Below are 22268 nucleotides of genomic sequence, written 5' to 3'. Positions count from 1 at the left end.
CGATTCCCCTGCATTTATCAACTCAGCCCGACCAGCCAAGCCACATCGGCACGTAAACCACCAATAGCAGTACGCCGATCAACCCCAGTAGATATGGCACGATAGCCTGGGTGATGCGCTCCAGCGGCAGTTGCGTCACCGAGGAGGCCACATAGAGGTTGATGGCCACCGGCGGGGTAATCATGCCGATGGACAGCCCCACCACGATAATCAGGCCAAAGTGGATCGGGTCGATGCCCAACTGCAGCGCAAGCGGCAGCAGCACGGGGGTCAGAATGATCAACGCGCTGGCGGTCTCGATAAACACCCCGGTGAGCAGAATGACCGCGACGATCAACAGCATGATCACGTACGGGTCGGTGGACAGCGACAGCACCGACTGGGCAATAGCCCCAGGTACCTGCCAACTGGACAGCGTCCAGCTGAGCACCGCCGACATGGCAATCACCAGCATGATCACCGAGGTGGTCATCGCCGAGCGAATCAGCAGTTGGTACACATTGGGGATCGTTAAATCGCGATACACAAACAACGACACCATAATGGCGTAGTTGACCGCTACCACCGCCGCCTCAGACGGCGTGAAGATGCCCGAGAAGATGCCGCCAAGGATAATCACCGGCGTCATCAGTCCCCAACTGGCGTCTTTGAAGGTGCGCAGAATCACAGGCAAAGACAGCGGTGTGCCCTTGGGGTACTGCCGCCGATAAGCCTGGGTAATGGCGATTGCCATCAGCCCCAGGCCCATCGCCAGGCCCGGCAAAAAGCCGTTCAAGAACAGCTTGGAGACCGACTGCTGGGCGATGACCGCGTAGATGATCATCGGCACCGACGGTGGAATCACCACGCCGATGGTGCCGCTGGCGGCGATCAAGCTGGCGGCGGAGGCGGGGTCGTAACCCTTGCGCTTGAGCTCCGGCACCAGGCTCGAACCCACGGCGGCGGTGGTGGCTGCTCCCGAGCCGGAAATGGCGGCAAAGAACATCCCTGCCATGATCGAGACGAGCGACAGCCCGCCGCGCATAAAGCCCACCAATGAATCGGCAAAGCTCACCAGCTTTTCGCTTACCTTACCCTGGGCCATTAAATCCCCGGCCAGAATAAACATCGGGATCGCCACCAGGGCGAAGGAGTTAATCCCCTGGAACATCTGCTGGGGCACCACCATCAGCGGCACGCCCGCCTGATAAAGCGCAAACAGCGTGCTGGCGCCAATCGCAAAGGCGATGGGCACGTTGAGCAGCATCAAGGCAAAAAACAGCCCGAACAGGAGCATCGTCATGACGGTGTCTCCCTTGGCTCGTGGGTATCGCCGGTGACGACCAGTTCAACGGCATCCACCAGGGCGTACCAGGCCATCACGGCGGCGCAGAAGGGCACCACGGCGTAGACATAAGACATCGACACGCGCAGCGCCGCCGACTTCTGGAAGCTCTGTACCTGCATGTATTCCACGCTAATCACCGCCAGGGCAATCAGAAACGCCACGACCACCAATGTGGCCAGCAACCGCGCCAATTGGCGCAGCCGAGCGGGCAGGGCATCGACGGCAAAGGTGACCGCGATATGTCGGCCGCGCTGGAACGCCAGGGTGCCGGCAAGAAACGTCAGCCAGACCAGCAGAAAACGGGCGACTTCTTCGGTCCACTCCACGGCGGTGAACAGCACGCGGGAAATGATTTGTAGTGTGATAACGCCAATCAGGGCCGCCATGGCCATAAACACCACGGGCTGGATGATGGCATCCAGCCCGTGCTCAACACGGCGCAGCCCCGCGATCAGCGCGCGGGCGCGTTGGGTCACTTATTCCAATGCCTCCCGAATGCGCGGTAAATAGTCACCAAACTGCTCGGCGTATTCGTCGTAAACCGGCTGCACAGCCTTTTGGAAGGCCTCGATATCCGGCGAGTCATTGATTTCCATGCCTGCCTCGCGCAGCTCGGCGAGCTGTTCGGCTTCCATCTCGGCATTGACCTGGCGTTCATGCTCGGCCGCTTCCTGAGCGGCTTCCTCCAGGATCACCTGCGCGTCTTCGGGGAGCTGGCTCCACACGGAAGACCCCATGACAAAAATCGCCGGGGCGTAGGTGTGCCGGGATAGGGTCATGTAGTTCTGGGTTTCGTCCAGGTTAAACGAGTGGATCACGTTGACCGGGTTTTCCTGACCGTCGATGGTGCCCTGCTGCATGGCCGTCAGGGCTTCGGTCCAGGCCATGGGAATGGCGTTGGCCCCAAGGGCGCGGAACGTATCGGTGTACACCGGGTTTTCCATCACGCGAATGCGCAGACCATCGATATCTTCCGGCGCGTTGACCGGGCGTTCGCTATTGGTCAGGTTACGGAAACCACGTTCGGCGTAGGCCAGGCCTTTCAGGTTGACTTCGGAGAGCTTGTCCAGCAGCTCCTGACCGATGGGGCCATCGAGGACTTCGTAGGCGGCTTCGGGTGAGGGAAACAGGAACGGCAGCTCAAACACCGCCATTTCCTCGACAAAGTTGGCCACCGGCCCGTTGGTGATCACGCCCATATCCACGGTGCCGATCTGCATGCCTTCCAGCAGCGTACGCTCATCGCCCAGCGAGGCGTTGGGGTAGATCTCGATATCCACCTTGCCGTCGGTGCGTTCTTCAACAAGCTCTTCAAACTTGGTGGCGGCGATATGGAAGCCATCCTGCTCGTTCACCACATGCGCCAAGCGCAGGGTAACGGGGTCCATATCGTCAACGGAGGCATTAGCGGCTCCCACCAGCGCCAGTGAGATGCCCAGTGCCAGCGTGCTACGTACAAATGTTTTCATTTTATTGTGTTCCCGGTTCTTGAGGTTCAGAGATGCCCGTTAAGGATGCACCAAGGAACTGAAAAGGGTCAATTGACTTAAGCCGCTAAGCGCTCCCGCGGCTGGACACAGCCCGCCCGCACGGGTAGGATACGCCCCCTAAGCGCCCGTAGCTCAGTTGGATAGAGTATCGGCCTCCGAAGCCGAAGGTCGTAGGTTCAATTCCTACCGGGCGCGCCAAACATATCAAGGGCTTACGTTAACGCGTAGGCCCTTTTGTTTTGTGTGTGACCATCCTGTGACCACATCGTGGCCACAATTTTAAAACTACCTTCTCATCTGGCTTGCTTCTCGATGACCGTTGGCTGCTATGAGTCACATGCTGGTCACATGTCAAAGTGTTAAACTCCCTCCGCTTCTATTCCATGCTGGGCGAGCCACGCCTTGCGTTGCTCATAGTCCGGCATGGCCCGTTCCAGACGGCGCCAGAAGGCGGGGGTGTGGTGGGGCTCGTGCAGGTGAACGAGCTCATGGACGACCACGTACTCGGCGATGTGGCGGGGCAGCAGGATGGTCTTCCAGTGGAAGTAGATCCGGTTGCCCTTGCCGCAGGAGCCCCAGCGGTAGCCTAGGTCCTGAACTTTCACGCCGGCGGGCTCGACGTCCATTCGCCGGGCGTGCTGCTTCACTCTTGCGGTGAGCCAGTCGCTGGCGCGAGCGCTGTACCAGCGAACGAAGTGCTCCCGGGCGTCTTCCAGGGCGTCCTCACGCAGCTGGAAGCGCCCGGCGACGAGCTTGAGCGGGGCGTCCTGCTCCTCCTGGGTCACGCGCTTGAGCCGGTAGCTGCGCCCCAGGTAGAGGAAGCCCTCGCCGTTGACGTACTCCTTGCGCGGCAGCCGGCGGCGGCGCTCGGCCTTCTCGGCCAGCTTCTGGTAGATCCACAGCCGCTTCTCGAGCACGAAGTCGCGCAGGAGCCGCTCGTCGGTGCCGCGAGGCGCGGCGATGACCAGCTCGCCGTCGCGGTCCACGGTGATCTCAAGCGTCTTGCGGCGCGAGCTCTCGCGCACCTCCAGGGTCAGGTCATCAACGGCAAGTTGGGTCATGCGTTCACCAGCTTGTCGTGATTGCTGCGGGCGAGATCGAGCAGCCGCTGAGCCACCTCGCTGGCCTGGTCGAAGGGCACGAGCCGCTTGATCATCAGCCTGGAAAAGATATGTTGGCGCAGCGCCTCCTGATCCGGGATGTGGGAGGGCTTCCAGAAGTCGGGGATGGCGATTTCCTGCTGTATCAATCCGACCAGCTCCTCGGTGGCCTCTAGCAGCTTCTGGGCGCTGGCCTCGTCCAGCTCCTCCACGGAAAGGCCGCTGCTGGCCACCAGCTCCCGCCAGAAGGGTTCGGCGTGGGCCGGCATCTCGGGGATCTCCTCGCCCCCCACACGGGCGCCATCACGAAGCTGCTGAATCAGCGTCTTGAGCGCCTTCACCTGCGCGGCCCACTGACCATCTAGCTGCTCCAGCAGCTCCTCCAGGCGCTCGCTGAGCCGGCCATACTTCACCGGGTCCTCGTCCAGGTGCTTGCGGACGTGGGAGCGTACCGCGTGCTCCATCTCTGAGGCCTTGGCCCGGTCGCCCACTTGGCGGCCGAGGTGCTCGTCGAACTCGGCGTCGGTGAGCTGCACCGGCGGGATGCGCGGGTCGATGCCCAGCGAGATCACGTAGTCGTCGATCAGCTTGCGCACCTTGTTGCCGATATCGCGGCCGAGCTCCGGGGTGTCCTTGTAGCGGTTGCGGGCCAGGGCATGGATGTAGGCCAGCCGCTTGGCATCGTTGACGAACTCCAGCCCCTCAGGGCGCGGCAGCACGTCGTCCAGGCCGCGGTTGAACTCCTTGAGCTTGACCACGAACTCGGCGCGCACCCGTTCGTCGGCGAGCGCCTGCACCGCCTCCTCGGTGTCGTTGAGGTCATCCACCCCCTGGCCGCGCAGCACATCGACCACCCGCAGGTGGCGGTCGCGCAGCAGCGGGATCTCGTCCTTGAGGCTCTGCAGGGCGCCCTCGATGTCCTCCTCGCTGTAGGCGGCCAGCGCCTCCTTGAGGTGGTTAGCCACGCCAAAGTAGTCCACCACAATGCCGTGGCGCTTGCCGTGGCCGGTGCGGTTGACCCGGGCGATGGCCTGCAGCAGCTCCGCCTCGCGTAGGGAGCGGTCCAGGTACATCACCCCCTCGATGGGGGCATCGAAGCCGGTGAGCAGCATGCTTTTGACGATCAGGAAGGCCAGCGGGTCGTGCTTGGCGGGGTCCTTGGAAGGCGTACCATCCAGCGGCGGCAGAGGCTTCTTGAAGCGCTTGATGTGGCTCTCCACCGCGCCACGGTCGCTCCACTTGGCCCAGCTGGGATCGTCATTGTTGCCACTGCTGAACACCACGGCGAACTCCAGCTCGCCCAGCACCTTGCGATAGCGCCAGGCCTGGACTGCCGCCTTGACCCGGGGCGGGCGGGTCAGCAGCTGAGTGTCGTCCAGGGCCTTGTCCTCGGGGGAGAGCGCCAGCGCCTCCTCGAGCAGCTCGATGCGGGTCGCCTCCAGAGCCTCGAAGTAGCGCAGGGCCGCGCGGCGGCTGTAGGCCACCAGCTGGGCCTTGTAGCCGTTGGGGAGGATGTGGGTGACGTAGTGGCGCAGGATGTCTTGGGCCTTCTCCTGGATCAGCTGCGGCGCCTCGAAGATCTGCCCCTTGGTGGCGTACTTCTTCTTGATCGCCTCCAGCTCCTCCTTGCTGTGGTCGCGGAACAGGTCCTCGAACAGGCCGTCGAGGCTGGCACCGTCCTTGATCGCCCCCTTGGCGGTGCGCCCCTCGTAGAGGATCGGCACCGTGGCGCCGTCCTGCTCCGCCTCCTTGATGGTGTAGCGGTCGATGTACTCGCCAAAGATGTCGTGGGTGCGCTTCTTGTCGCCCATGATGATCGGCGTGCCGGTGAAGCCGATGCGGGCGGCGTTGGGCAGGGCGCGCATCATGTTGGCGTGGAGGTCACCGGCCTGGGTGCGGTGGGCCTCGTCCACCAGGATCAGGATCTCCTCACTGGTGTTGAGCACCTCGAAGGGCTCGCTCAGTGTCGGCTTCTTGGGCGTTCCGTTGGCATAGGGAGTTGGCTCGGCGGCATCGCGGCGGCCGCTGTCCAACCCGCCGCTGGCGCCAGCCTCCTCGTCGCCCTGCCCCTCTTCCGCCTCGGCGTCCGGGTCGCGGTATTTCTGGATGGTGCCGAACACCAGGCCGGGGTCGTCGCGGCTCAGCAGCTTCTTAAGCTGGGCGGTGTTGCCAGCCTTCTCGACGCTCTCGCCGGTGAGCTCGGCGGTGGTGGAAAGCTGGGCCTGGAGGTCCTTTCGGTCGGTGATCACCACCACCTTGAAGCGGCGCAGCGTCGGGTCGGTGCGCAGCTTACGCACCAAGAAGACCATGGAGAGGCTCTTGCCGCTGCCCTGAGTGTGCCAGACGATGCCGCCACGGCGGTCGGCCTCGCCGTCCTGACGGCGGGTCTTGCCGCTCTTCAGGCGCTCCACGGCACGGGTGACGCCGCGGAACTGCTGGTAGCGGCACACCAGCTTGATGGTCTGGCCGCCGACGTTCATGAACAGGGTGTAGTGGCGCACGATGTCGAGCAGGTTGGCCCGGGTGAGCATGCCGGCGATCAAGCGCTGCTGGGCGGAGAGGTCCGCCACGCCGAGATCGATGGCCACCTCCGCCTCGCGCATCGGCGCCACCGTCTTCCAGCTCAGGTAGTGAGCGAAGCGGGCGCCGATGGTGCCGACGCGGGCCTCATCGAAGTTGCTGGCCACCAGGAGCTGGCTAGTGGCGAACAGCGCAGGTGCCCCCTCGTGCTCGCCGGCCTCGCCCTCCAGGAAGCGCTGGTCGTGGTAGCGGCGCAGCTGGTCTACCGCCTGGCTGATCCCCTCCGGCAAGCTGCGGCTCTTGCACTCCACCACCACCAGCGGGATGCCGTTGACGAACAGCACCAGGTCCGGGATCACGTGGCCCTTGGCGCCATCGTGGCCGGGCGGGCACTTCACCTTGAACTGGTTGACCACCGTGAAGACGTTGTTGGTGGGCTTCTCCCAGTCGATGTAGCGCAGCACCTGCCCGCGGCCGCCGTCCCAGCCCTCGACCCCCTCGACGGGCAGGCCATTCACCAGCAGCTCGGTGGCCTGCTGGTTGGCCTCGAGCACCCTGCTGGCCGGCAGCCGGGTGATGGCCGCCACCGCCTGGTCCAGGCGTGCTTCATCCAGCCATGGCTTGCCGTCGCGCAGGTTAATATCGCGCAGTCGCTGGCGCAGCAGAGGCTCCATCACCACCTGGGCAAAGCTCTCGCGGTGGGTTACGGTGGGATTGTCCACCGACCCGGCCAGGAACTCCCAGCCCTGACTGACAAGCTGGTCGATAAAGGGTTTCTCGACCTCTGCGTACTCAGGTCCCGCCATATCACGGCATCCTTACTTTTTATTGAGCTAGCAGGCCTGTGACAGGCCAAAGGCTTATATTCACATAGCGTGAACGATCCTGTCCGCATGATACGGAGTGGGTGTGCCCACTTCATTAGTAGATAGGTTTTTTAAAGGAGGTGTAGCTGGTGATTTTCTCGATATCCGCGAAAAGGGCTTCAACACCGTGATTCAGCGGGTTGCCTTCTACCAAGCGACTCTCAGCCCAAGTTAGCCATTCCGCCAAAGTCATATCACCAACGCTTGTATCCCTATTTATCTCGAGCCGTGTCAGGGCTGCCAGAAAATGGCGAGCCTGTTCGTGTTGCTGCCATGCGTCTGCCAGCTCGAGGAAACGCTGCCATCGATTGTTGTCAACTGTTCTCTGGGGGCGCATCAGGTAGAGGTGGCTGAGATACTTTTTTAGCAGCAGCGATACGCTGCCAATGACCCGGTGCGGGAGTGGGTATTCCTGCCTTGTCGCACACCTCCTTCAGTTTCTGGCTCGGAAGGCCATACTCCTTCGCCAAGTGGCTCATGGGACGCGACCATACCAGTTCATAAAGGCGTGCACGTTCGATACGTGTGGGCAACATTTGCTATCTCCAGTCATGCGCAAAGCCGGGTCTTGAGCAGAGACAACGGAAAGAAGGCCTCTGCTTATAGAGCGGTGGATATTGCTTGCGTTGTCGGTGACCCTTCTCTCAGCCGCTCCAATGCCAGCGCAATGAGGCGATCCGAGAACAGCCGCAGCTTGCGCTGACCGGCAATGTCATCGGGCCAATATCGCAGGCCCTCCTTGATGGCTTCGACGGTCGGTTCGACATACTCCTGGCTGATGAGCCAGTCCAGCGTCGCCAACACCTCCATTCCCAGCGGTGACTGGAAGCCGTCGATCAGTGCATCGACTTCTTCAACTACACCGACGTAGGGGCGTGCTTCGGCGCTGCGCAGGTAGACATGCAACCGATCCCGTCGCGATTCATCGAACCACACGACTTCCTCAGGAGTGGCATCGTTAATGCGTCTCTCGCTATGCAGGTAGCTGCCGTCCAGGCCATTGAGCAGATGGCGCAGCCTGTCGGAGTAGGGACCGTATCGATGAGGCTGAAATTCGAGCTTGAGTGGGTTCTCAAGGCCGTGAGCAATGATGCGCTGCTCCATCAGCCAGGCTAGTTTCTGGACCTCCAGCAGTGAGCACTCGATGCCTAACACCCAATAGCGGCGCACCAGTTCGGCAATCATGGCGCGTGCGGGGGTAAGCCTCTCCACGCCGCTACGCTTGGCGACGTTTTGATACTCGACGGTGGGCTCGAAAACCAGCACCCGGACGTTATCCAGCTCGGCTAAGGCGGCCTCGATTCGCGGGCGCACCATGGCCCAATCGAGCCCCCCGTTGCCGCAGCCCAGCGGTGGCAAAGCGATGGAGCGAATGCCCTTTTCGCGGATTACCTGCTTGAGATCTTCCAGACCGGACTCGATCCATTCCACTCGCGTCTTGGCGCGCCAATGCTGCTTGGTCGGGAAGTTGATGATCCAGCGCGGCCCCAACAGGGCATCCCGCTCGGTGACGAACATGCGGCCGGTCACCACCTGCTGATGCTTGCAGGCGGCTTCGTAGGCGGCGAAGTTCTCGGGGAACGCCTCCTTGAACATCAGGGCAATGCCCTTGCCCATCACGCCGACGGTGTTGACGGTGTTGACTAGTGCCTCGACATCGGCCTCGAGGAGATTGCCACGGGTATACTCAATCATTGGAAGAACCAGTTGGGTCGTGTAACCACCTTCAGCGAAAGCTGGTGTGCCGCTACCTGTGCTCTGACGGCGACTCGCACCTCGTCAGTATACGTGCCAATGCCAAGCAGTGCAGAGGCCGGCAGATGATGATGAGCCAGAGCCTCGGCCTGATAACGCTCGGTCTTCTCCGGGTCCTCCCTGTCCCGACTGAAGTCCTGGGCCTGCAGCAGCGGCCATGGCACAAACTCTTCCAGATTCACCAGCTGGCTGCTAAAGCGGGCCATGGGCAGGTAGGCGTGGCGGTCGGTGAAGACAAAGGCCGAACCTATCTCCTGCAAGCGTGGCAGTGAGCAGACCAGCACCAGGATGTCTTCCTTGCGCTGAATGGGCACGCCGCGGCCGGTCACGATGTTGAGCAACATGGGCGAAGCTGGCGTGAAGTAGAAGGGGATATAGTCGCTGAGAGTGCCACCCGGAGGGGTCGGGACGTCTCGTGTTGCCCGGCGCCCTATCAGGTCGCGATTCCCAATGGTGACAAAGCCAGGGTCTTGCTCCGCTGCTGAACGGCAATAGAGGCCATGCGCCAGTAGCCACGGCAGGTTGTCACGATGCGTGATCCTGAAGATCAGCGCCTTCCGAGAGTTCAGGCTGCGAGAGAGGTCGGTCGCCACTGGTCCGGCTCCTTGGTCACACTGTCCGGGTCGATGCCCTCCACCGGGCGGGTCTCGAAGCGCACCTCACCGCCGGTCTCCATCAGCATTACCGCGCCCACCGGGAAGGAGCGGGCGATGCTGACCAGCAGGCTCTGCACGTGGTCGTCGTCCCACACCCAGCCGCGCTGGAAGTCGGGGAGCTGGATCTTGCCGGTGGTGATGTCCTTGAGCAGCTCGGGCAGCGAGCGTTTGGTGCTGTCGAAGGTGGTCATGGCGGTTCCCTGTGCGATGTGATCCTGATGCTGTGGTGTTGTTGTAAGAGCCCCGGTCTATGCCGGGGTGGTGGCCTGGGCCTGGTCGAGCAGCGGGGTGACGCGGACTCGGCCAGTAAGGAGGTCGTCCATCAGGCCAATTTTTTCAAAGACAAGCTTGCTCAATGCCTCCCTTTCTTTATCAGCTTTTCTCTCAATGCCTTGGAATATATTCTCCATGCGCACTTGCTCTTGAATGGTGGGCAAGGCGAATGTATATCCGGAAAGCTCATCTCGGTTTATTTTCGGAATCCCAGTCCTCATGGAGGCAGCGTTAGCATAGGTGGAGAAGCTTTCACTCATCACAATCCTGAGCAGTATCGCTGACGTCAAAAGCTTCGGCCTTAGAGGATACATGTCAGCACTGCATATCGAGTCAATATCGGCAAGCCATGCTTTTCTTAAATAGGGGCGTATCTTGCTATATACGACATCACCTGGACGAACGATATACTTCCCGCTGATCGCGCCTTGATCACGAGCCGTTTCTACCCTAATCAGCCTAGAGACGCCTGCTTCAATATGGTCAGGGGCTATTAGCGGCAGACTAGCATAAGGCTCTATTAGCGGGCTGATTTGGCCCGATGGAAGTTCAACAGCGTCTAGAAATCCCACCACCTCCCACTCTCGCGGAATCAACCCCAGCGGCGACTCCTTGTAGAGCTCCGGCGCCTGCTCGGGGCTGGGGCGGAGCCGACCGCTCTCATCGATGCCGCGGGTCAGAAGGTCGTGGAGCAGGCCCTCCTTGACCTTCTCCAGCTTGGCGATCAGCGCCTCGGTCTTCTGGATCTGGGTGTCGAGGGTGTTGAGAACCCTGCCGATTTTTTCCTGTTCCTTTCTGCTGTTCGGAAAAAGAAGCTCATAGCGCTTCAGCTCACTTCTTTTGATGTGCTTCATGGTGCTTCCATGAGCACTTTTGTCCATCTCCGCAACAGCATGAGAAAGAACATGATATAGGAGTCGGTGGCTTACCCCTTCTGACGGCTTGACCTTGAAAAGGTGCTGGTTAAGCCAGGCTGGGCCTCCATTCCACTGCACCACGCAAAGGGTGCCACTCCAGGAAAAAATGATGTCGCCGTTGTCGATTTTGAAATCTTCGCTCAGGCGACCCTGATAATAGTCGCAGTCGGCACTTGAGCCAGTAATCTGTGCAATTCGAACAATGGGGAGCCCATGCTCAGACCAGTCCTCGGGCTTGAAAGCGTAGCCATTGATGTATGCGGCCAGGTCGGTGAGATTGACACGGCTCCAGCCTGGCAGAGCGTGATCAGACATATCCCAGCCCCTCCAGGTACTGCTGCAGCTCCCTGGCGGCGGCATCCCGCTCGGCCTCGATATCGGCCAGCGTTACCCGGTACTTGTCCCACCAGGTCTCGAAGGCGGCGATCACCTGCTGGCGCTGCTGGCGGATATAGCGCTCGAGGATGCCCTTCAGGTCGTTATGCAGGATGGTGCCGACCAGCTCGGCGGCGGCGGGCTCGTCGAGAGCGTCCACGGCGGCGTTGAGGTGCTCCTCGAAGCTATTTACCTTGGTCTTGTGCTGCTTGCGTACCTGGGTGCGCTGGCTCTTCCAGGCCTTGATCTGCTCCGGCGTCGGGGCGTCATCATCCTCGCCGTCGCTGGCTTCCGATTCGTCGCCGTCGTCGCTCTCGGGCTTGGCCTCGGCGGCCTTGATCTGGGCGTCCAGCTCCGCCTTGCGGGCGGCGAGTTCCTCGAGCTCGGCCACGTACTCCTCCAGCAGGAAGTGGACCAGGCGGTGGTCGAGGGGATTGGCCTTGCTCTGCTCATCCTCCAGGAGGCTCACGATGCTGGTGCGCCAGGCGTCCACCACGCCCAGGCAGCCGCGGGCCTGCAGGGTACGGAACTCGTTCTTGTTGTCGAACCAGAAGCCCGCGATGATGCCGCGCACCGCGAAGCGGTCGAGCATGGCCGTGGGCTCCAGCACCGCAGTGAAGCTGCCCAGCAGCTCGTCGCGCAGTTGGGTGAGGCGGCTGCCGTTGCCGGTCAGGCCGGTGATGCTGGCGCCATGCTCGGCCCACCAGGCCTCGAAGGCGGCCATCACGCTGGCCTCCTTGGTGGTGAGGCCTGCGTCGGCCTCGATGGTGGGCTTGAGGTCGCGCTTCTCGGTCAGGGGCTCGGCGAAGTCCACATAGTCGGGGTCATTCGCCCTGTGGATAAAGAGCGCCATGGGGTCGAGGCCCTGGGCCTCGAAGAGTGGGCGTTTGGCGTCGATCTCGGCCACCGGCACGCCGCCCTTGAGGTGGGCGCGCACGTCCTGGGGCTCCGGCGGCGGGGTGTTGTCGGCGTAGCGGCGGATGTTGAGGTTGTAGTCGTTGTCGCGCAGCTCCATAAGCGGCACCACCCGGGAGAAACCGGGCTCGTTGGCGAAGGCCTCATAGGTGCTGGCGATCTTCTCGAGATGTTCCGGCAGCAGGTAGTTCTGGGCGCGGCCCTCGTGGTATTCGCGGTCGGCGTTGATGAACAGCACCTTGCCCTTGCGTTCATCGGGCTTGGCGCCCTTGGCGCGCAGCACCAGGATGCTCGCCGGGATGCCGGTGCCGTAGAAGAGGTTGGGGGCCAGACCGATCACGGCCTCCACCAGGTCGTCCTCGAGCATGCCGGCGCGGATGCGCTTCTCGTCGCCGCCGCGGAACAGCACGCCGTGGGGCATGACGGTGGCCAGGCGGCCGTCGGACTTGAGGCAGGCGACCATATGCTGCAGGAACATCAGGTCGGCCTTCTTGGCCCCCTCCGGCACGCTGCCGTAGTGGAAGCGCTCGGTGAAGTTCTGGCTCGGCGTGTAGCCGATGGAGAAGGGCGGGTTGGTGAGGATGCGATCGAAGCGCACCAGCTCGCCGCCCTCGACGTGCTGCGGGTCGGTGAGGGTGTCGTCGTTGCGCAGGTCGGCGGAGCTGACGCCGTGCAGCAGCATGTTCATCTTGGCGATGGCCCACACCGAGCCGGAGGTTTCCTGGCCGAAGAGGTTGAGCCGGCGCGGATCGCCGCCCTGTTCCTCCAGGTACTCCTTGGAGAGGATCAGCATACCCCCCGACCCCATACAGGGGTCGTAGACGCTGTGGTCCTCCTGAGGGTCCATCAGCCGCACCATCATGCGGACCACCGGGCGGGGCGTATAGAACTCGCCACCTTTCTTGCCTGCGGAGTCAGCGAAATCGCGAATCAGGTATTCGTAGGCGGCGCCAAGCAGGTCGGGGAACTCGAAGTCCTCGTTGCGCAGCCGGTACTCGCTGAAGTGGACGATTAGATCCCGGAGCTTCTTGTCCGGCAGGGTGGTGGAGCCCACCTTGCGGGTGAAGTCGATATGCTCCAGCACCCCGGCCAGGCTGGGGTTGTGCTCCTCCAGGCCGGCCAGCGCCTTGTTGAGCGCGCTGCCGACGCCCTGGTGGGCCTCCTTCAGCAGGTGCGACCAGCGCGACTGCGGCGGCACGTAGAAGGTGGCGCGATACCAGTCGGGGAACTCGACCTGATGGACGATATCGATCTCGCCCGCTCCGGCCTCCTTGAGCTGGGCGCGGACCTCCTCCTGGCGCTGCTCGAAGACGTCCGAACAGCGCTTCAGGAAGAGCATGCCGAAGATGTATTCCTTGAACTCCGAGGCGTCCATGCGCCCGCGCAGGATGTCAGCGGCCTTGAAGAGGTGCCGTTCCAGTTGGTTGAGGGTGAGGATCATACAGCTTCCTTGGATATGTTAATCAGAAGAATCAGGCTTAGCTGATGTAGGGACATGCTCGATGACATCCTCAACTTGGCATCCAAAATATTCACATAGCCGGTCAACGTTTTCTGTTCCGGTGTTGTAACCGCGTTGATTGGCAATTTTGGATAGTGTCGTGCGGTGGATGCCTGTGGCCTGTGACACTTCATCAAGCGTAACTCGCCGATTCTCCTGAAAACCTTTCTCAGCAAGTAGCTCTTTTAAGCGAAATCGAATCATGGAAATGGCCTTTTTCAATTGGCTGCATCCTATCAAGTATTATGTTTTTTCGCATCTTATGTTGAGCAGACGCTACAAAATGAGCTTGACAGCATCATTTTGGCGCTTATTATGTAGCGTGTAAGCTACATATGGCCACTAGGGAGTACGTAAGATGCCTATTCACTACTTAACAACAGGCGAGCTTGCAGAGCGCATTAAGTACGACGCGCGCACTATCCGTGAGCGCTTAAAAGATGACGTGCTGCTGGAGGGCATTCATTACATTCGCCCGTTTGGCGGCCGCAAGATTTTGTACCTGTGGGAACCGATTGAGCGCGATATGCAGCTGCACTCAAAAGAGGAGAGCATGGGTGTGCCAATGGCGCGTGGAGGTGTATGCCATGGGTAAAGTTGCAGCGCGTAAAGAAACAGGCAAACTGTATTTTGACTTTCGCTATTTGGGAAAACGTTGCCGTGAGCAAACAACGCTGGATAACACAGCAGCTAACCGTAAGAAATTAGAGCGGATTCTGGAGAAGATCGAGGCGGAGATTACGCTGGGGTCGTTTGATTATGGCCGCTACTTTCCAGATAGCCCTCGCGCCAAGGAGTTAAGCAAGCGTGCATTAACGGCGGTTGGGGGTTATCACGCCACGCCGTTGCTACGCCAGTTCGCCGAAACGTGGTTTGCAGAGAAAGAGATCGAATGGCGTGAATCACAAATTGTCACCGTGCAGGGTTGTTTAGATCGCCATATCTTGCCCGCGTTAGGGCATAAGGAAGTCGGCAGCATCACTCGTGCAGAAATTCTTGAGTTCCGGGCCTCACTCGCCAAAGTTAATACCCGGAGCGGCAAGAAGCTTTCCGCCAGTCGCATTAACCACATCATGACGCCATTGCGCATGATGTTGAATGAAGCCGCCGACCGCTATGAGTTTAGCTCACCGTACCGCGGGATTAAATCGCTCAATGTGCCACGCACTGATGTGGAGCCGTTTACGCTTGAGGAAGTGCAGCAGATCATACAGCGCGTGCGCGAAGACTTTCGTCAGTACTACACCGTGCGTTTCTTCACCGGTATGCGTACTGGCGAGATCGACGGCTTGGTTTGGGAGAACGTGGATTTTGGCCGTCGCCAGATTTTAGTCCACCAAGCACTGGTGCGTGGCCAGATAGTGCCGACGAAAACCGATGGCTCCTTCCGCTCTATCGACATGTCACAACCCGTCTTTGATGCGCTGAAGGCGCAGTTTGAGGTAACGGGTAAAACAGGACTGGTATTTACCACTCGTAAGGGCACTGCTGTATCTCACGTTAATGTAACGAAACGGGTGTGGTATCCCTTGTTGGAGGAGCTAGGGCTGCGTAAGCGCCGTCCTTATCAAACTCGCCACACTGCCGCCACGCTCTGGCTGGCGGCAGGCGAGAGTCCTGAATGGATTGCCCGTCAGATGGGCCATACCACCACGGAAATGCTGTTCCGTGTGTACTCACGCTTTGTGCCTAATTTAACGCGTCAAGACGGCTCTGCGTTTGAGCGCATGCTGAACCAGAAACGTGCCTAGGAGAAAACGATGAAACCGATCGATACGCCAACGAAGCGCCGTGACAACATCGAAGATACCCTGCACGTGATGGCAGCACTGCAATCTCAACAACGCCTTGAACGCCGCTTGGCAGAAGCGCTTGCTGCCGCCACCAGCTTAGCGCCTGGCTGTGCTTTGGTGGTGTGGCTGGGGGATGGGCAAGAGCGCACTAACCTAGATGCGTTAGCAACTTGGGTAGGCCGCACGCTTAAACAGCTAGGGCTTGATGCCAATCGCCAAGCCATTCCACGTTTGCTTGCAGAGCTAGAGCGCACCTTATGGGCCTGGGAGGATCAAGCATGGCAGTAACATCGCAAACGGTCACTCAAAAGGCAGACCGTCAGTTTGAAGGGGAGTTATATGTCGCCGGCGTCGAAGGGCCGGAGCGGTTGATGCAGCATGAAGTCTGGTCGCTGTACTTTATCGGCACTAAAGGAAATTTAAGCGCCTTTCTAACCGACCGTCATGTAACAAAAGAAGGGGCTCCTAAAATGGGCCAGCGGCTCAAGGTGACAGTGCGTTGGGCTAACTTCGCCAGTCAAAAACTGTGCTTCATCACTCGTTATGTGGTGTTGGTCGATTAAAAGTAGAGTAGTCCACATTTCCCACCCGTCAGTTTACCCCCACCCCTTTTAACAAGGGCGGTGGGGGTAATGGGTTATATGCTGCGGTGTTTATATCATGTTGGCTTTCTATAAATGATGAGCAGCAAACTGCTTCTCAAGGCAAATGTAAAGATTAGACGTATATTCGACAAAGGATACTATGCTGTTCAAAGTGCGTAGCATTAAAGGCCGGTGTTTTGCAATATAACTTAGGTACGCTTAACATTATGATAATTTTAAAGTATAGTTTGCTGGTTTTAGGGTTTTGACGTGCACATATCAATATTTCAACATAACTGATATTTGCTGTTGTGCTTTTTGCTAAACCGACTTTTCAGACAGAACTTAGCATGGGCCAGCAGCTTCAAGTAACAGTGCGTTGGGCTAACTTCGCCAGTCAAAAACTGTGTTTTATTACTGGTTGTGCTCCCCCCTTAGTGGCTAGTTCTTGTGCTATATCATAAAACTTCTCCCACCCTATTTTACCTAGTTAGTGGAGGTGTTGCTGCCTTACAGGTCGTTAGAACCAACATTAAAGCCATATACTAACATCGTCATAAATACGGCAAACCGAAATGCCTCCCATAGAGGCTGTTGATTATCTGAGTAATGACCTCGCGTGATTTTTAGATGGGCATTTCCGTACCAGTACCTTGTGCGGCCAGAGGGGGAGGAAGTGGGTACAAGGTCAATGCGTTTGTGAGGAATGCCAGTAGCGTCAGACCAATATTTTTTTATTGATTTTTTTTTGCTTCCTTCTTTGATTTCAACAAGGAGGTAAGTGTGCTTCATACAGCGCAATGGCCGAAGAAGTCCCAGTACTGCATTTATAGCTTCCGCATGCGGAAGAGTGATATGCCCCGTGCTTCGCTGCATAGAGTAAAAAAAATATTGTGTACCTGCTTCAGCAGCTACTACGTGCTGTGGACACCACTCCGTTAGTATGTGAAAAAACTTTCCTGCTTCTCGTAAGACGTTCGGCTTTAAGGGTGGAGCCATGCAGCTATTCAGCTCAGGCATATAGATACTCCGAGATGCGTTGTGATCTCTTTGTTCAATGTCTTTATAGCGGCTAAATACTGGATTGTTTCGAAAAGTTTTTGTTGACATTAGGTACTTGCCACATTTTTGCCAGCGGCTAAGATCTTCAGGATTGAGAAAGAAACGTTTTGCAGATTGTGCAATGGCTTCTTCCAAGGTCATACCGTGATGCTCTAGCTGTTCGATTAGCCGCAAGCATTGATATATCACCGTGACTGCAGGGAAATTGCTGCTTTTTTTAAGTATGGTGTCCAGTGGGTTCTGGATAGGAGCATGGTAAGGCTTATACGGTGCCTTGATAAGAGGGGAGATATTAAACTCACACCATTGATTTTGTAGGTGCTTCAATAAGTCACTGGCGCGGGTAGGGTTTTGAAGCCCGCGCCGATTTCGCCAACTGGTAAGCGCTGTTTTAGAGGGTATTTTAAGTAATACAAGTTGTTGATGTGTCGTTAGAGGCACATCAAATCGTTGGCTAAGTAGTTTTCCAAGGGCCCAGTCTAGCAAGTGGCTATATGAACTCAGTGTTTCATCCGGACTGGCATGTCCTGCCCACAGTGCAAGCAGCCATAAGCGCTTACGAGAGGGACGGTGTTGGGGAGGGAGTCCTGCTAACTTAGACAGATCGACATCCTCATTGGGCATAGCTATATGGCCGTTATCATCCGTTGACCACGTGCTTTCCAATAGTGCATTTGGCTTGCTCTCTAGTAGACGTAGCAACGTGAAACTGATGAAACTGTGGCGTAGATGGTGATAACGAAGGCTCTTATCACCGCTAACGGTTTTGAGGGCAATTTGAATCGGTCGAAAAAGCATGCTGTCTTCTAACAATGAGGAGCCTTCTCCATCCCGGCAAAACAATAGCTGCTTGTCGGCGGTACGCGTCATGGCTTGGTTGCGGCGCTCTTGTACCCAATCAATCAAGAATTCCCGTTCTTCTGGCATCAATAGCCATAGTGGTAGACGTCGTGTAGCTGAATAGCTTTTGCCACTGTGAAATGAGTTCGCACGTACGATGACTTCCCCTGATATGCCAGTTTGATCAGTTAGATAAGCAATGTCGTGTATTAGCAGTGAAGCGCATTCACTTCGGCGAAGCCCTAACCGATAACCGAGTATTAGTGCCAGTATCTGCATAATTTTGAATGGTCGATCCTGCTCTGATGAAATAATCATCTCGATCGCTCGGCAATATTCTGCAGGCGTAATAATGTTCACGTCAACGCGATGCTGTTGTTGCTGATCTGCTTCAAGTTCAATGGGCGGTATAGCATAGGCGCTGGTGAGGTAATGATGAAAATCACGCAAACGATTTTGCGTTCTAATGCGGCTGGCTGACGATTTAGAAGCATTTAGCACAGTTTCATAAAGCTTTTCCCATTCACCGACACTGGTAACTTCTAATTCACCCATCATGTGTTCGTGAATGATGAGTGGTTTTGCGATATTCGAAAGATAAGTGGAGATTGTACTGATGGTTAGTCTGGATTTGACACGCCCACCTTTGCGGATCAACGCTATACACCAGTTTGCTAACAGTGTAATCATGACGCCGTTTTGCTCGGTTTTGGCCAGTAATGAGCCAATGTTAGCGATTACTTTCGCTTTTCCTGTTTTTTTTGCTAGTGAAACGGATAAACATGCCTGTAGCTTTCTCAGTTGCTTCAACTGGTCTGGATATGCCCCGTCACGGTCAGGAAATACGTTAAAGGTATGCAGGGTTTCATCCTCTTCAGCAGTTTTAATAGGTTTGAAAGACACTACTTGTCGATTGGTAAAACGGTGCCATACGCTTGGTGGAAGCGACAATGATGAGTCTTCTTGGCTTGAGTAGTAGTTAAATAAGGGTAGTAATTCTAGTGATGCTGACGTCTTGGCAATGGTAAGAAGCGCCGGTAGCTTCACTTTAGCTAGCTCTCTGGATAGGCGTTGGGTATAATAGAGTAAGCATTCTATGGCGCTGTCAGGCACGGGCCAATTGCGGCCGCATTGCTGGTGATAATTTAGTAATAATAACTGGCTTATAGGGCTCAAGAATAGACGCCTGTATTGGTGTTGCTGTTCGTATTCCAAGCTATTATCAGGTAAGTCATTAAATGCGACTGAAGCCTGTGTGATTTTATTTCTACTATTGTTCTTAACGGCATGATGTTCTTTTTTCAGTGTTAAATAGGCAGTGTCCTTCTCAAATGCTATGCCATCAACCATAGCTATAGGAACCTGCTTTAACCACTCTTTATTGAGCAACGCGCCTTCACGAACCAGCTGAAATAAAAAACGCCCCGCCAGCCATGTTTTTAATTCATCCTGATGAAGGCTGATGGGGGGCAATAATTGATCGTGACTGTTTACAGCGGTATCCCAGCTGTGTAGTTGACTAAAAGAGTCAGTCGTTACTTGCGGCGATTTGCGTGGTAGCGTGACCATAGGGCTTGGAATACTTACTTTCCAATCCAGTTCTCGCGCTCCACGCTCCAATCCTTTCACTAAAAAATTATGCTGTTGGCGTAGCTTTTGTGGGCTTGTGATCGTGTGAAGCGACTCAAACGCATCGCTGATAGCTCGTTCAGGAAAGTCCAATCCAAGTTGCCCTGTAGCGGCACCCGGTATACGTGACTCTATCTGATCCAGCGCGGAAGATAGCTCTTTGAATTTGTCGCGTGCTCGTTGATAGCGCCGCGACGCTTCTCCATCAGCACCCGCTTGTATCGGTGGCGATAATTTCCAGCCAGCCCAAATCGATTGTTCACTCATAGCACGGCCCCCTCGATCGCTCTCCACCCCTGGCGCTGCATCATTAATTCAATGGCTGAGCTAATGTGCTCACGATATTCATGTGGACAAAATGTTGAGTATTTTGCCCATGGCTCCTGTCCCGCATCCCAGTGGCCCATGTATGCATCGACTAATTCAGCGGAGCAGCCGACTTCTTTAAGATGGGTATGTAAGTAATGACGGTTGATATTCAGCGGAGGTGAACCAGGCCAGTCCAAATGTTCCTGAAGTCGCTTAGGTGTGACCTGTTTTGGATGGCCGTATGTATCCAAAAATAGAAAAGGGCTGTCCCATTGCTGCTGCAGATATAGCTTTAGACGACCCACGATTGCTTCACGATGACGAAGGTAATGTTGGAGCTGATCCATCATTATCGTTGGTAGCGGCAAGAAGCGAGCGTGGCTCTGTGCATCATCGGTTTTATCAGCGATGACCATCATGCGGCGTGACAACGACAGTTGATCCCATTTAGGTAAGGGATCGCGAATGCTGCGATAACCAGTGCAGAACATCAGCATTGCCACGGTATGGGCTGTATAGCGGTTATGAACGTTTACCGTGCGCTGAAACAGTGAGCCGCTTTGATCGGCTGACGTTATTTGCTGTTGCATGTGCACTACTAGTTTTTCAACATACGATGCTTTGGGGACTAGCTGAGAGCCTACGTAGTGAGCTGTTTGTTGTTGTAAATCTGAAGCCACTGCTGTGTGCTCTGAGTCAGCGGTTGTTTGCCCCTTTTCGGTTTTAGGTTTTGGCCACTGCTGCTGGATGATCCGCATGGCATCCAGGTAACGCTTTTTCAGGTAGTGATTGTTGGGGGCGAAATAATACAATGATGCCTGCTGGCCAAAAGAGGGTACCCGGGCGGTGATCAAGCAGGCCGCCGTTAGATCTGCATCACCGCTGTTCAGCGTATTAAAGAGATGCATGCCCAGGCGGTGTACCGTCAGCCGGGAGCCTGTTTGCTTATTAGTGTTGGCAAGCAGTTTTTTAAGCTCGATCGTGGATTCCTGTCTTTCCTTATCGGTAAATAAGGCAACTGAGCGTTTTTTTATCCGAAGCGCTTTGTGCCTTATAGCTGGCCTAAGTAGGGAGCGCAAAAAATGTGGAATTGGTAAAACGATACGCGTCTGGGTGGGACGCATATCGTGACGCCAGTGACTACTTAATTGGCGGCTATCCGGAGGCCTAATGACGCCGGTGACCCAGCTGCTTGTTTCTAATAAGAGGTAGATTGACTGTTCATGCAGTGCTGATTTAGGCACCTGTTCAACGCTATTGGCAATATGCACATCGAGTACATTTTCTAAACTCCGGCCGGTCATCAGCATTAAACCAAGGATGCATGTTAAGAAGGTGCGGTTTCGTTCTGTGCGATTTAGCTGAACCTGTAGATGATTTAAATCGTATGCAGAGAGCTGCTCCCATCGACCAGGTAAAAGCTGTGCTGATTTATCAAGATGCAGTTGCTGGGATCGTGCACGAAAAACAGATTGAAGCGACGAATCACCCTTTGCTAACGTTAATGGCTTGTCGCTCTGTATCAGTTCAATCGATGAGCGCTCTTCAATCGCGGAGAGGCCCGCTTGACGTACGGAGCTATAGTCGGCTGTTTGAGACGGGGAAGTGATTACTGAACTCGATAGGGCTAACCATGGCTCATCAGTGTCTACGTCAATAGGTCGAGTACGCTGGGGAAATAAATAATTATCGTTATCCGCTTGCTTAGAGTGGTTTCTTTTTCGTGGCTGCCTGTCATTGAGAGCGTAGGCAAAAAAACGTTCTAGCTGCTGTATATAAGTTTCACTGCCTTCTACCTTTTTTCCAGCAATCGATTGGCAAAATTTTAATAATGTATGGGTGGATTGATCCCATGGAGCAAGCTGTGCCAACCCATCGGTATCCATACGTCGAGCAACTTTACATGCTGCTTCAAGGTTTTTTTGATAGGTGGCTATGTTGAGGCGTTTTATATCATGATCTGATAGCGATTGATGTTCGGATAACGCCTCTATCTCTTTTCGCCATTGAAAAGCCACGTTGATAATATGACCGAGAAGCTTCAACCGATCTTCAGTGTCGATATGCTTAGATATTTTATAGAGCGCGCCATGGATCGGGTTAGTGCCGTAAATGCCTTTTTCGCCCTTACCTGACTTTATTTGAAACTCAATTTTTTGATTCTCAATGCCTGTGATCAAATTTTTGATCGCTGATACATCCCAGCAGTCATCTCCAACGATAATAAGGTGCTGAAGTGTGACAATCAGTGCGGGGTAGAGCTGTGAAAACGAAAAATAGTCAGCGCGTGGCTGTATCGCCTCTTCAAGAAGCAATGTTAGAGATACGCTTCGTGTCACCTTAAATACCCTTATTT

General features: G+C 56.4%; 17 protein-coding genes and 1 tRNA gene. 5 read left to right on the top strand and 13 right to left on the bottom strand.

The features are described from left to right. Positions 1–22: 22 nt before the first annotated feature. From IT895_RS17515 to IT895_RS17505, 3 genes are read right to left on the bottom strand one after another with little or no spacing between them, the layout of a single operon-like run. Positions 23–1282 (bottom strand): TRAP transporter large permease, encoded by a 1260-nt coding sequence (locus IT895_RS17515; RefSeq protein ID WP_199284195.1) that lies wholly within the window; start codon positions 1280–1282, stop codon positions 23–25. Then, a complete protein-coding gene (locus IT895_RS17510) occupies positions 1279–1803 on the bottom strand; it encodes a TRAP transporter small permease (RefSeq protein ID WP_066320917.1) in 525 nt (174 codons plus the stop codon). The genes IT895_RS17515 and IT895_RS17510 overlap by 4 nt, the downstream gene beginning before the upstream one ends. Next, positions 1804–2796, bottom strand: coding sequence for a TRAP transporter substrate-binding protein (locus tag IT895_RS17505; protein WP_199284194.1), 993 nt, complete (start codon positions 2794–2796; stop codon positions 1804–1806). Positions 2797–2938: 142 nt separating this feature from the next. Between IT895_RS17505 and IT895_RS17500 the strand changes: the two genes are divergently transcribed. Then, positions 2939–3015 (top strand) — tRNA-Arg (locus tag IT895_RS17500). Positions 3016–3176: 161 nt separating this feature from the next. Here the strand turns inward: IT895_RS17500 and IT895_RS17495 are convergent. From IT895_RS17495 to IT895_RS17460, 8 genes are all read right to left on the bottom strand, one after another. Beyond that, positions 3177–3878: a M48 family metallopeptidase gene (locus IT895_RS17495; RefSeq protein ID WP_199284193.1), complete on the bottom strand. Its 702-nt coding sequence runs from the start codon at positions 3876–3878 to the stop codon at positions 3177–3179. Next, positions 3875–7243, bottom strand: a complete 3369-nt coding sequence (locus IT895_RS17490; protein ID WP_199284192.1) for a type I restriction endonuclease subunit R — start codon at positions 7241–7243, stop codon at positions 3875–3877. Before IT895_RS17490 ends, IT895_RS17495 begins: the two co-directional genes overlap by 4 nt. A 660-nt stretch (positions 7244–7903) precedes the next feature. Beyond that, on the bottom strand, positions 7904–8998 hold the full coding sequence (darG, locus tag IT895_RS17485; RefSeq protein ID WP_199284191.1) for a type II toxin-antitoxin system antitoxin DNA ADP-ribosyl glycohydrolase DarG: 1095 nt from the start codon (positions 8996–8998) through the stop codon (positions 7904–7906). Then, positions 8995–9651, bottom strand: coding sequence for a type II toxin-antitoxin system toxin DNA ADP-ribosyl transferase DarT (gene darT / locus IT895_RS17480; RefSeq protein ID WP_199284190.1), 657 nt, complete (start codon positions 9649–9651; stop codon positions 8995–8997). The genes darG and darT overlap by 4 nt, the downstream gene beginning before the upstream one ends. After that, positions 9624–9905, bottom strand: coding sequence for a GmrSD restriction endonuclease domain-containing protein (locus IT895_RS17475; RefSeq protein WP_233337298.1), 282 nt, complete (start codon positions 9903–9905; stop codon positions 9624–9626). Before IT895_RS17475 ends, darT begins: the two co-directional genes overlap by 28 nt. Positions 9906–9962: 57 nt before the next feature. Beyond that, positions 9963–11219, bottom strand: a complete 1257-nt coding sequence (locus IT895_RS17470; protein WP_199284189.1) for a restriction endonuclease subunit S — start codon at positions 11217–11219, stop codon at positions 9963–9965. Continuing rightward, entirely contained in the window at positions 11212–13635 is a 2424-nt protein-coding gene (locus IT895_RS17465) for a type I restriction-modification system subunit M (protein ID WP_199284188.1), read from the bottom strand. Before IT895_RS17465 ends, IT895_RS17470 begins: the two co-directional genes overlap by 8 nt. 18 nt (positions 13636–13653) lie before the next feature. After that, entirely contained in the window at positions 13654–13917 is a 264-nt protein-coding gene (locus IT895_RS17460; RefSeq protein ID WP_233337297.1) for a helix-turn-helix domain-containing protein, read from the bottom strand. A 136-nt stretch (positions 13918–14053) separates the two neighbouring features. Here IT895_RS17460 and IT895_RS19455 point away from each other — a divergent pair, with 136 nt between their 5' ends. Genes IT895_RS19455 through IT895_RS17445 form a run of 4 tightly spaced genes read left to right on the top strand, consistent with a single transcriptional unit; the run spans position 14054 to position 16051 of the window. Continuing rightward, positions 14054–14290, top strand: coding sequence for a hypothetical protein (locus IT895_RS19455; RefSeq protein WP_233337296.1), 237 nt, complete (start codon positions 14054–14056; stop codon positions 14288–14290). Next, positions 14283–15446, top strand: coding sequence for a tyrosine-type recombinase/integrase (locus IT895_RS17455; protein ID WP_233337295.1), 1164 nt, complete (start codon positions 14283–14285; stop codon positions 15444–15446). Before IT895_RS19455 ends, IT895_RS17455 begins: the two co-directional genes overlap by 8 nt. 9 nt (positions 15447–15455) lie before the next feature. Next, positions 15456–15776: a hypothetical protein gene (locus IT895_RS17450; RefSeq protein WP_199284186.1), complete on the top strand. Its 321-nt coding sequence runs from the start codon at positions 15456–15458 to the stop codon at positions 15774–15776. After that, positions 15767–16051 (top strand): hypothetical protein, encoded by a 285-nt coding sequence (locus IT895_RS17445; RefSeq protein WP_199284185.1) that lies wholly within the window; start codon positions 15767–15769, stop codon positions 16049–16051. Before IT895_RS17450 ends, IT895_RS17445 begins: the two co-directional genes overlap by 10 nt. Before the next feature lie 531 nt (positions 16052–16582). Here the strand turns inward: IT895_RS17445 and IT895_RS17440 are convergent. Next, on the bottom strand, positions 16583–19870 hold the full coding sequence (locus IT895_RS17440) for a site-specific integrase (RefSeq protein WP_233337294.1): 3288 nt from the start codon (positions 19868–19870) through the stop codon (positions 16583–16585). Then, the gene (locus tag IT895_RS17435; protein WP_199284183.1) at positions 19867–22251 is read right to left on the bottom strand and encodes a hypothetical protein; all 2385 of its coding nucleotides are present in this window, start codon (positions 22249–22251) and stop codon (positions 19867–19869) included. Before IT895_RS17435 ends, IT895_RS17440 begins: the two co-directional genes overlap by 4 nt. Between the last annotated feature and the right edge of the window lie 17 nt (positions 22252–22268).

It is taken from the genome of Halomonas sp. A40-4 (assembly GCF_015767635.1).
GTDB classification, from domain to species: domain Bacteria; phylum Pseudomonadota; class Gammaproteobacteria; order Pseudomonadales; family Halomonadaceae; genus Vreelandella; species Vreelandella janggokensis.
Note: the sequence above shows the minus strand (reverse complement) of the source record. Positions and strands in the feature narration are given on the sequence as shown.

Bases quoted from the DNA above. Each gene is read 5' to 3' on its own strand.
- IT895_RS17515 (WP_199284195.1), bottom strand. From the start codon at position 1,282: ATGACGATGCTCCTGTTCGGGCTGTTTTTTGCCTTGATGCTGCTCAAC.
- IT895_RS17455 (WP_233337295.1), top strand. From the start codon at position 14,283: ATGGGTAAAGTTGCAGCGCGTAAAGAAACAGGCAAACTGTATTTTGAC.
- IT895_RS19455 (WP_233337296.1), top strand. From the start codon at position 14,054: ATGCCTATTCACTACTTAACAACAGGCGAGCTTGCAGAGCGCATTAAG.
- IT895_RS17475 (WP_233337298.1), bottom strand. From the start codon at position 9,905: ATGACCACCTTCGACAGCACCAAACGCTCGCTGCCCGAGCTGCTCAAG.
- IT895_RS17450 (WP_199284186.1), top strand. From the start codon at position 15,456: ATGAAACCGATCGATACGCCAACGAAGCGCCGTGACAACATCGAAGAT.
- IT895_RS17490 (WP_199284192.1), bottom strand. From the start codon at position 7,243: ATGGCGGGACCTGAGTACGCAGAGGTCGAGAAACCCTTTATCGACCAG.
- darG (WP_199284191.1), bottom strand. From the start codon at position 8,998: ATGATTGAGTATACCCGTGGCAATCTCCTCGAGGCCGATGTCGAGGCA.
- IT895_RS17465 (WP_199284188.1), bottom strand. From the start codon at position 13,635: ATGATCCTCACCCTCAACCAACTGGAACGGCACCTCTTCAAGGCCGCT.
- IT895_RS17470 (WP_199284189.1), bottom strand. From the start codon at position 11,219: ATGTCTGATCACGCTCTGCCAGGCTGGAGCCGTGTCAATCTCACCGAC.
- IT895_RS17445 (WP_199284185.1), top strand. From the start codon at position 15,767: ATGGCAGTAACATCGCAAACGGTCACTCAAAAGGCAGACCGTCAGTTT.
- IT895_RS17440 (WP_233337294.1), bottom strand. From the start codon at position 19,870: ATGAGTGAACAATCGATTTGGGCTGGCTGGAAATTATCGCCACCGATA.
- IT895_RS17495 (WP_199284193.1), bottom strand. From the start codon at position 3,878: ATGACCCAACTTGCCGTTGATGACCTGACCCTGGAGGTGCGCGAGAGC.
- IT895_RS17505 (WP_199284194.1), bottom strand. From the start codon at position 2,796: ATGAAAACATTTGTACGTAGCACGCTGGCACTGGGCATCTCACTGGCG.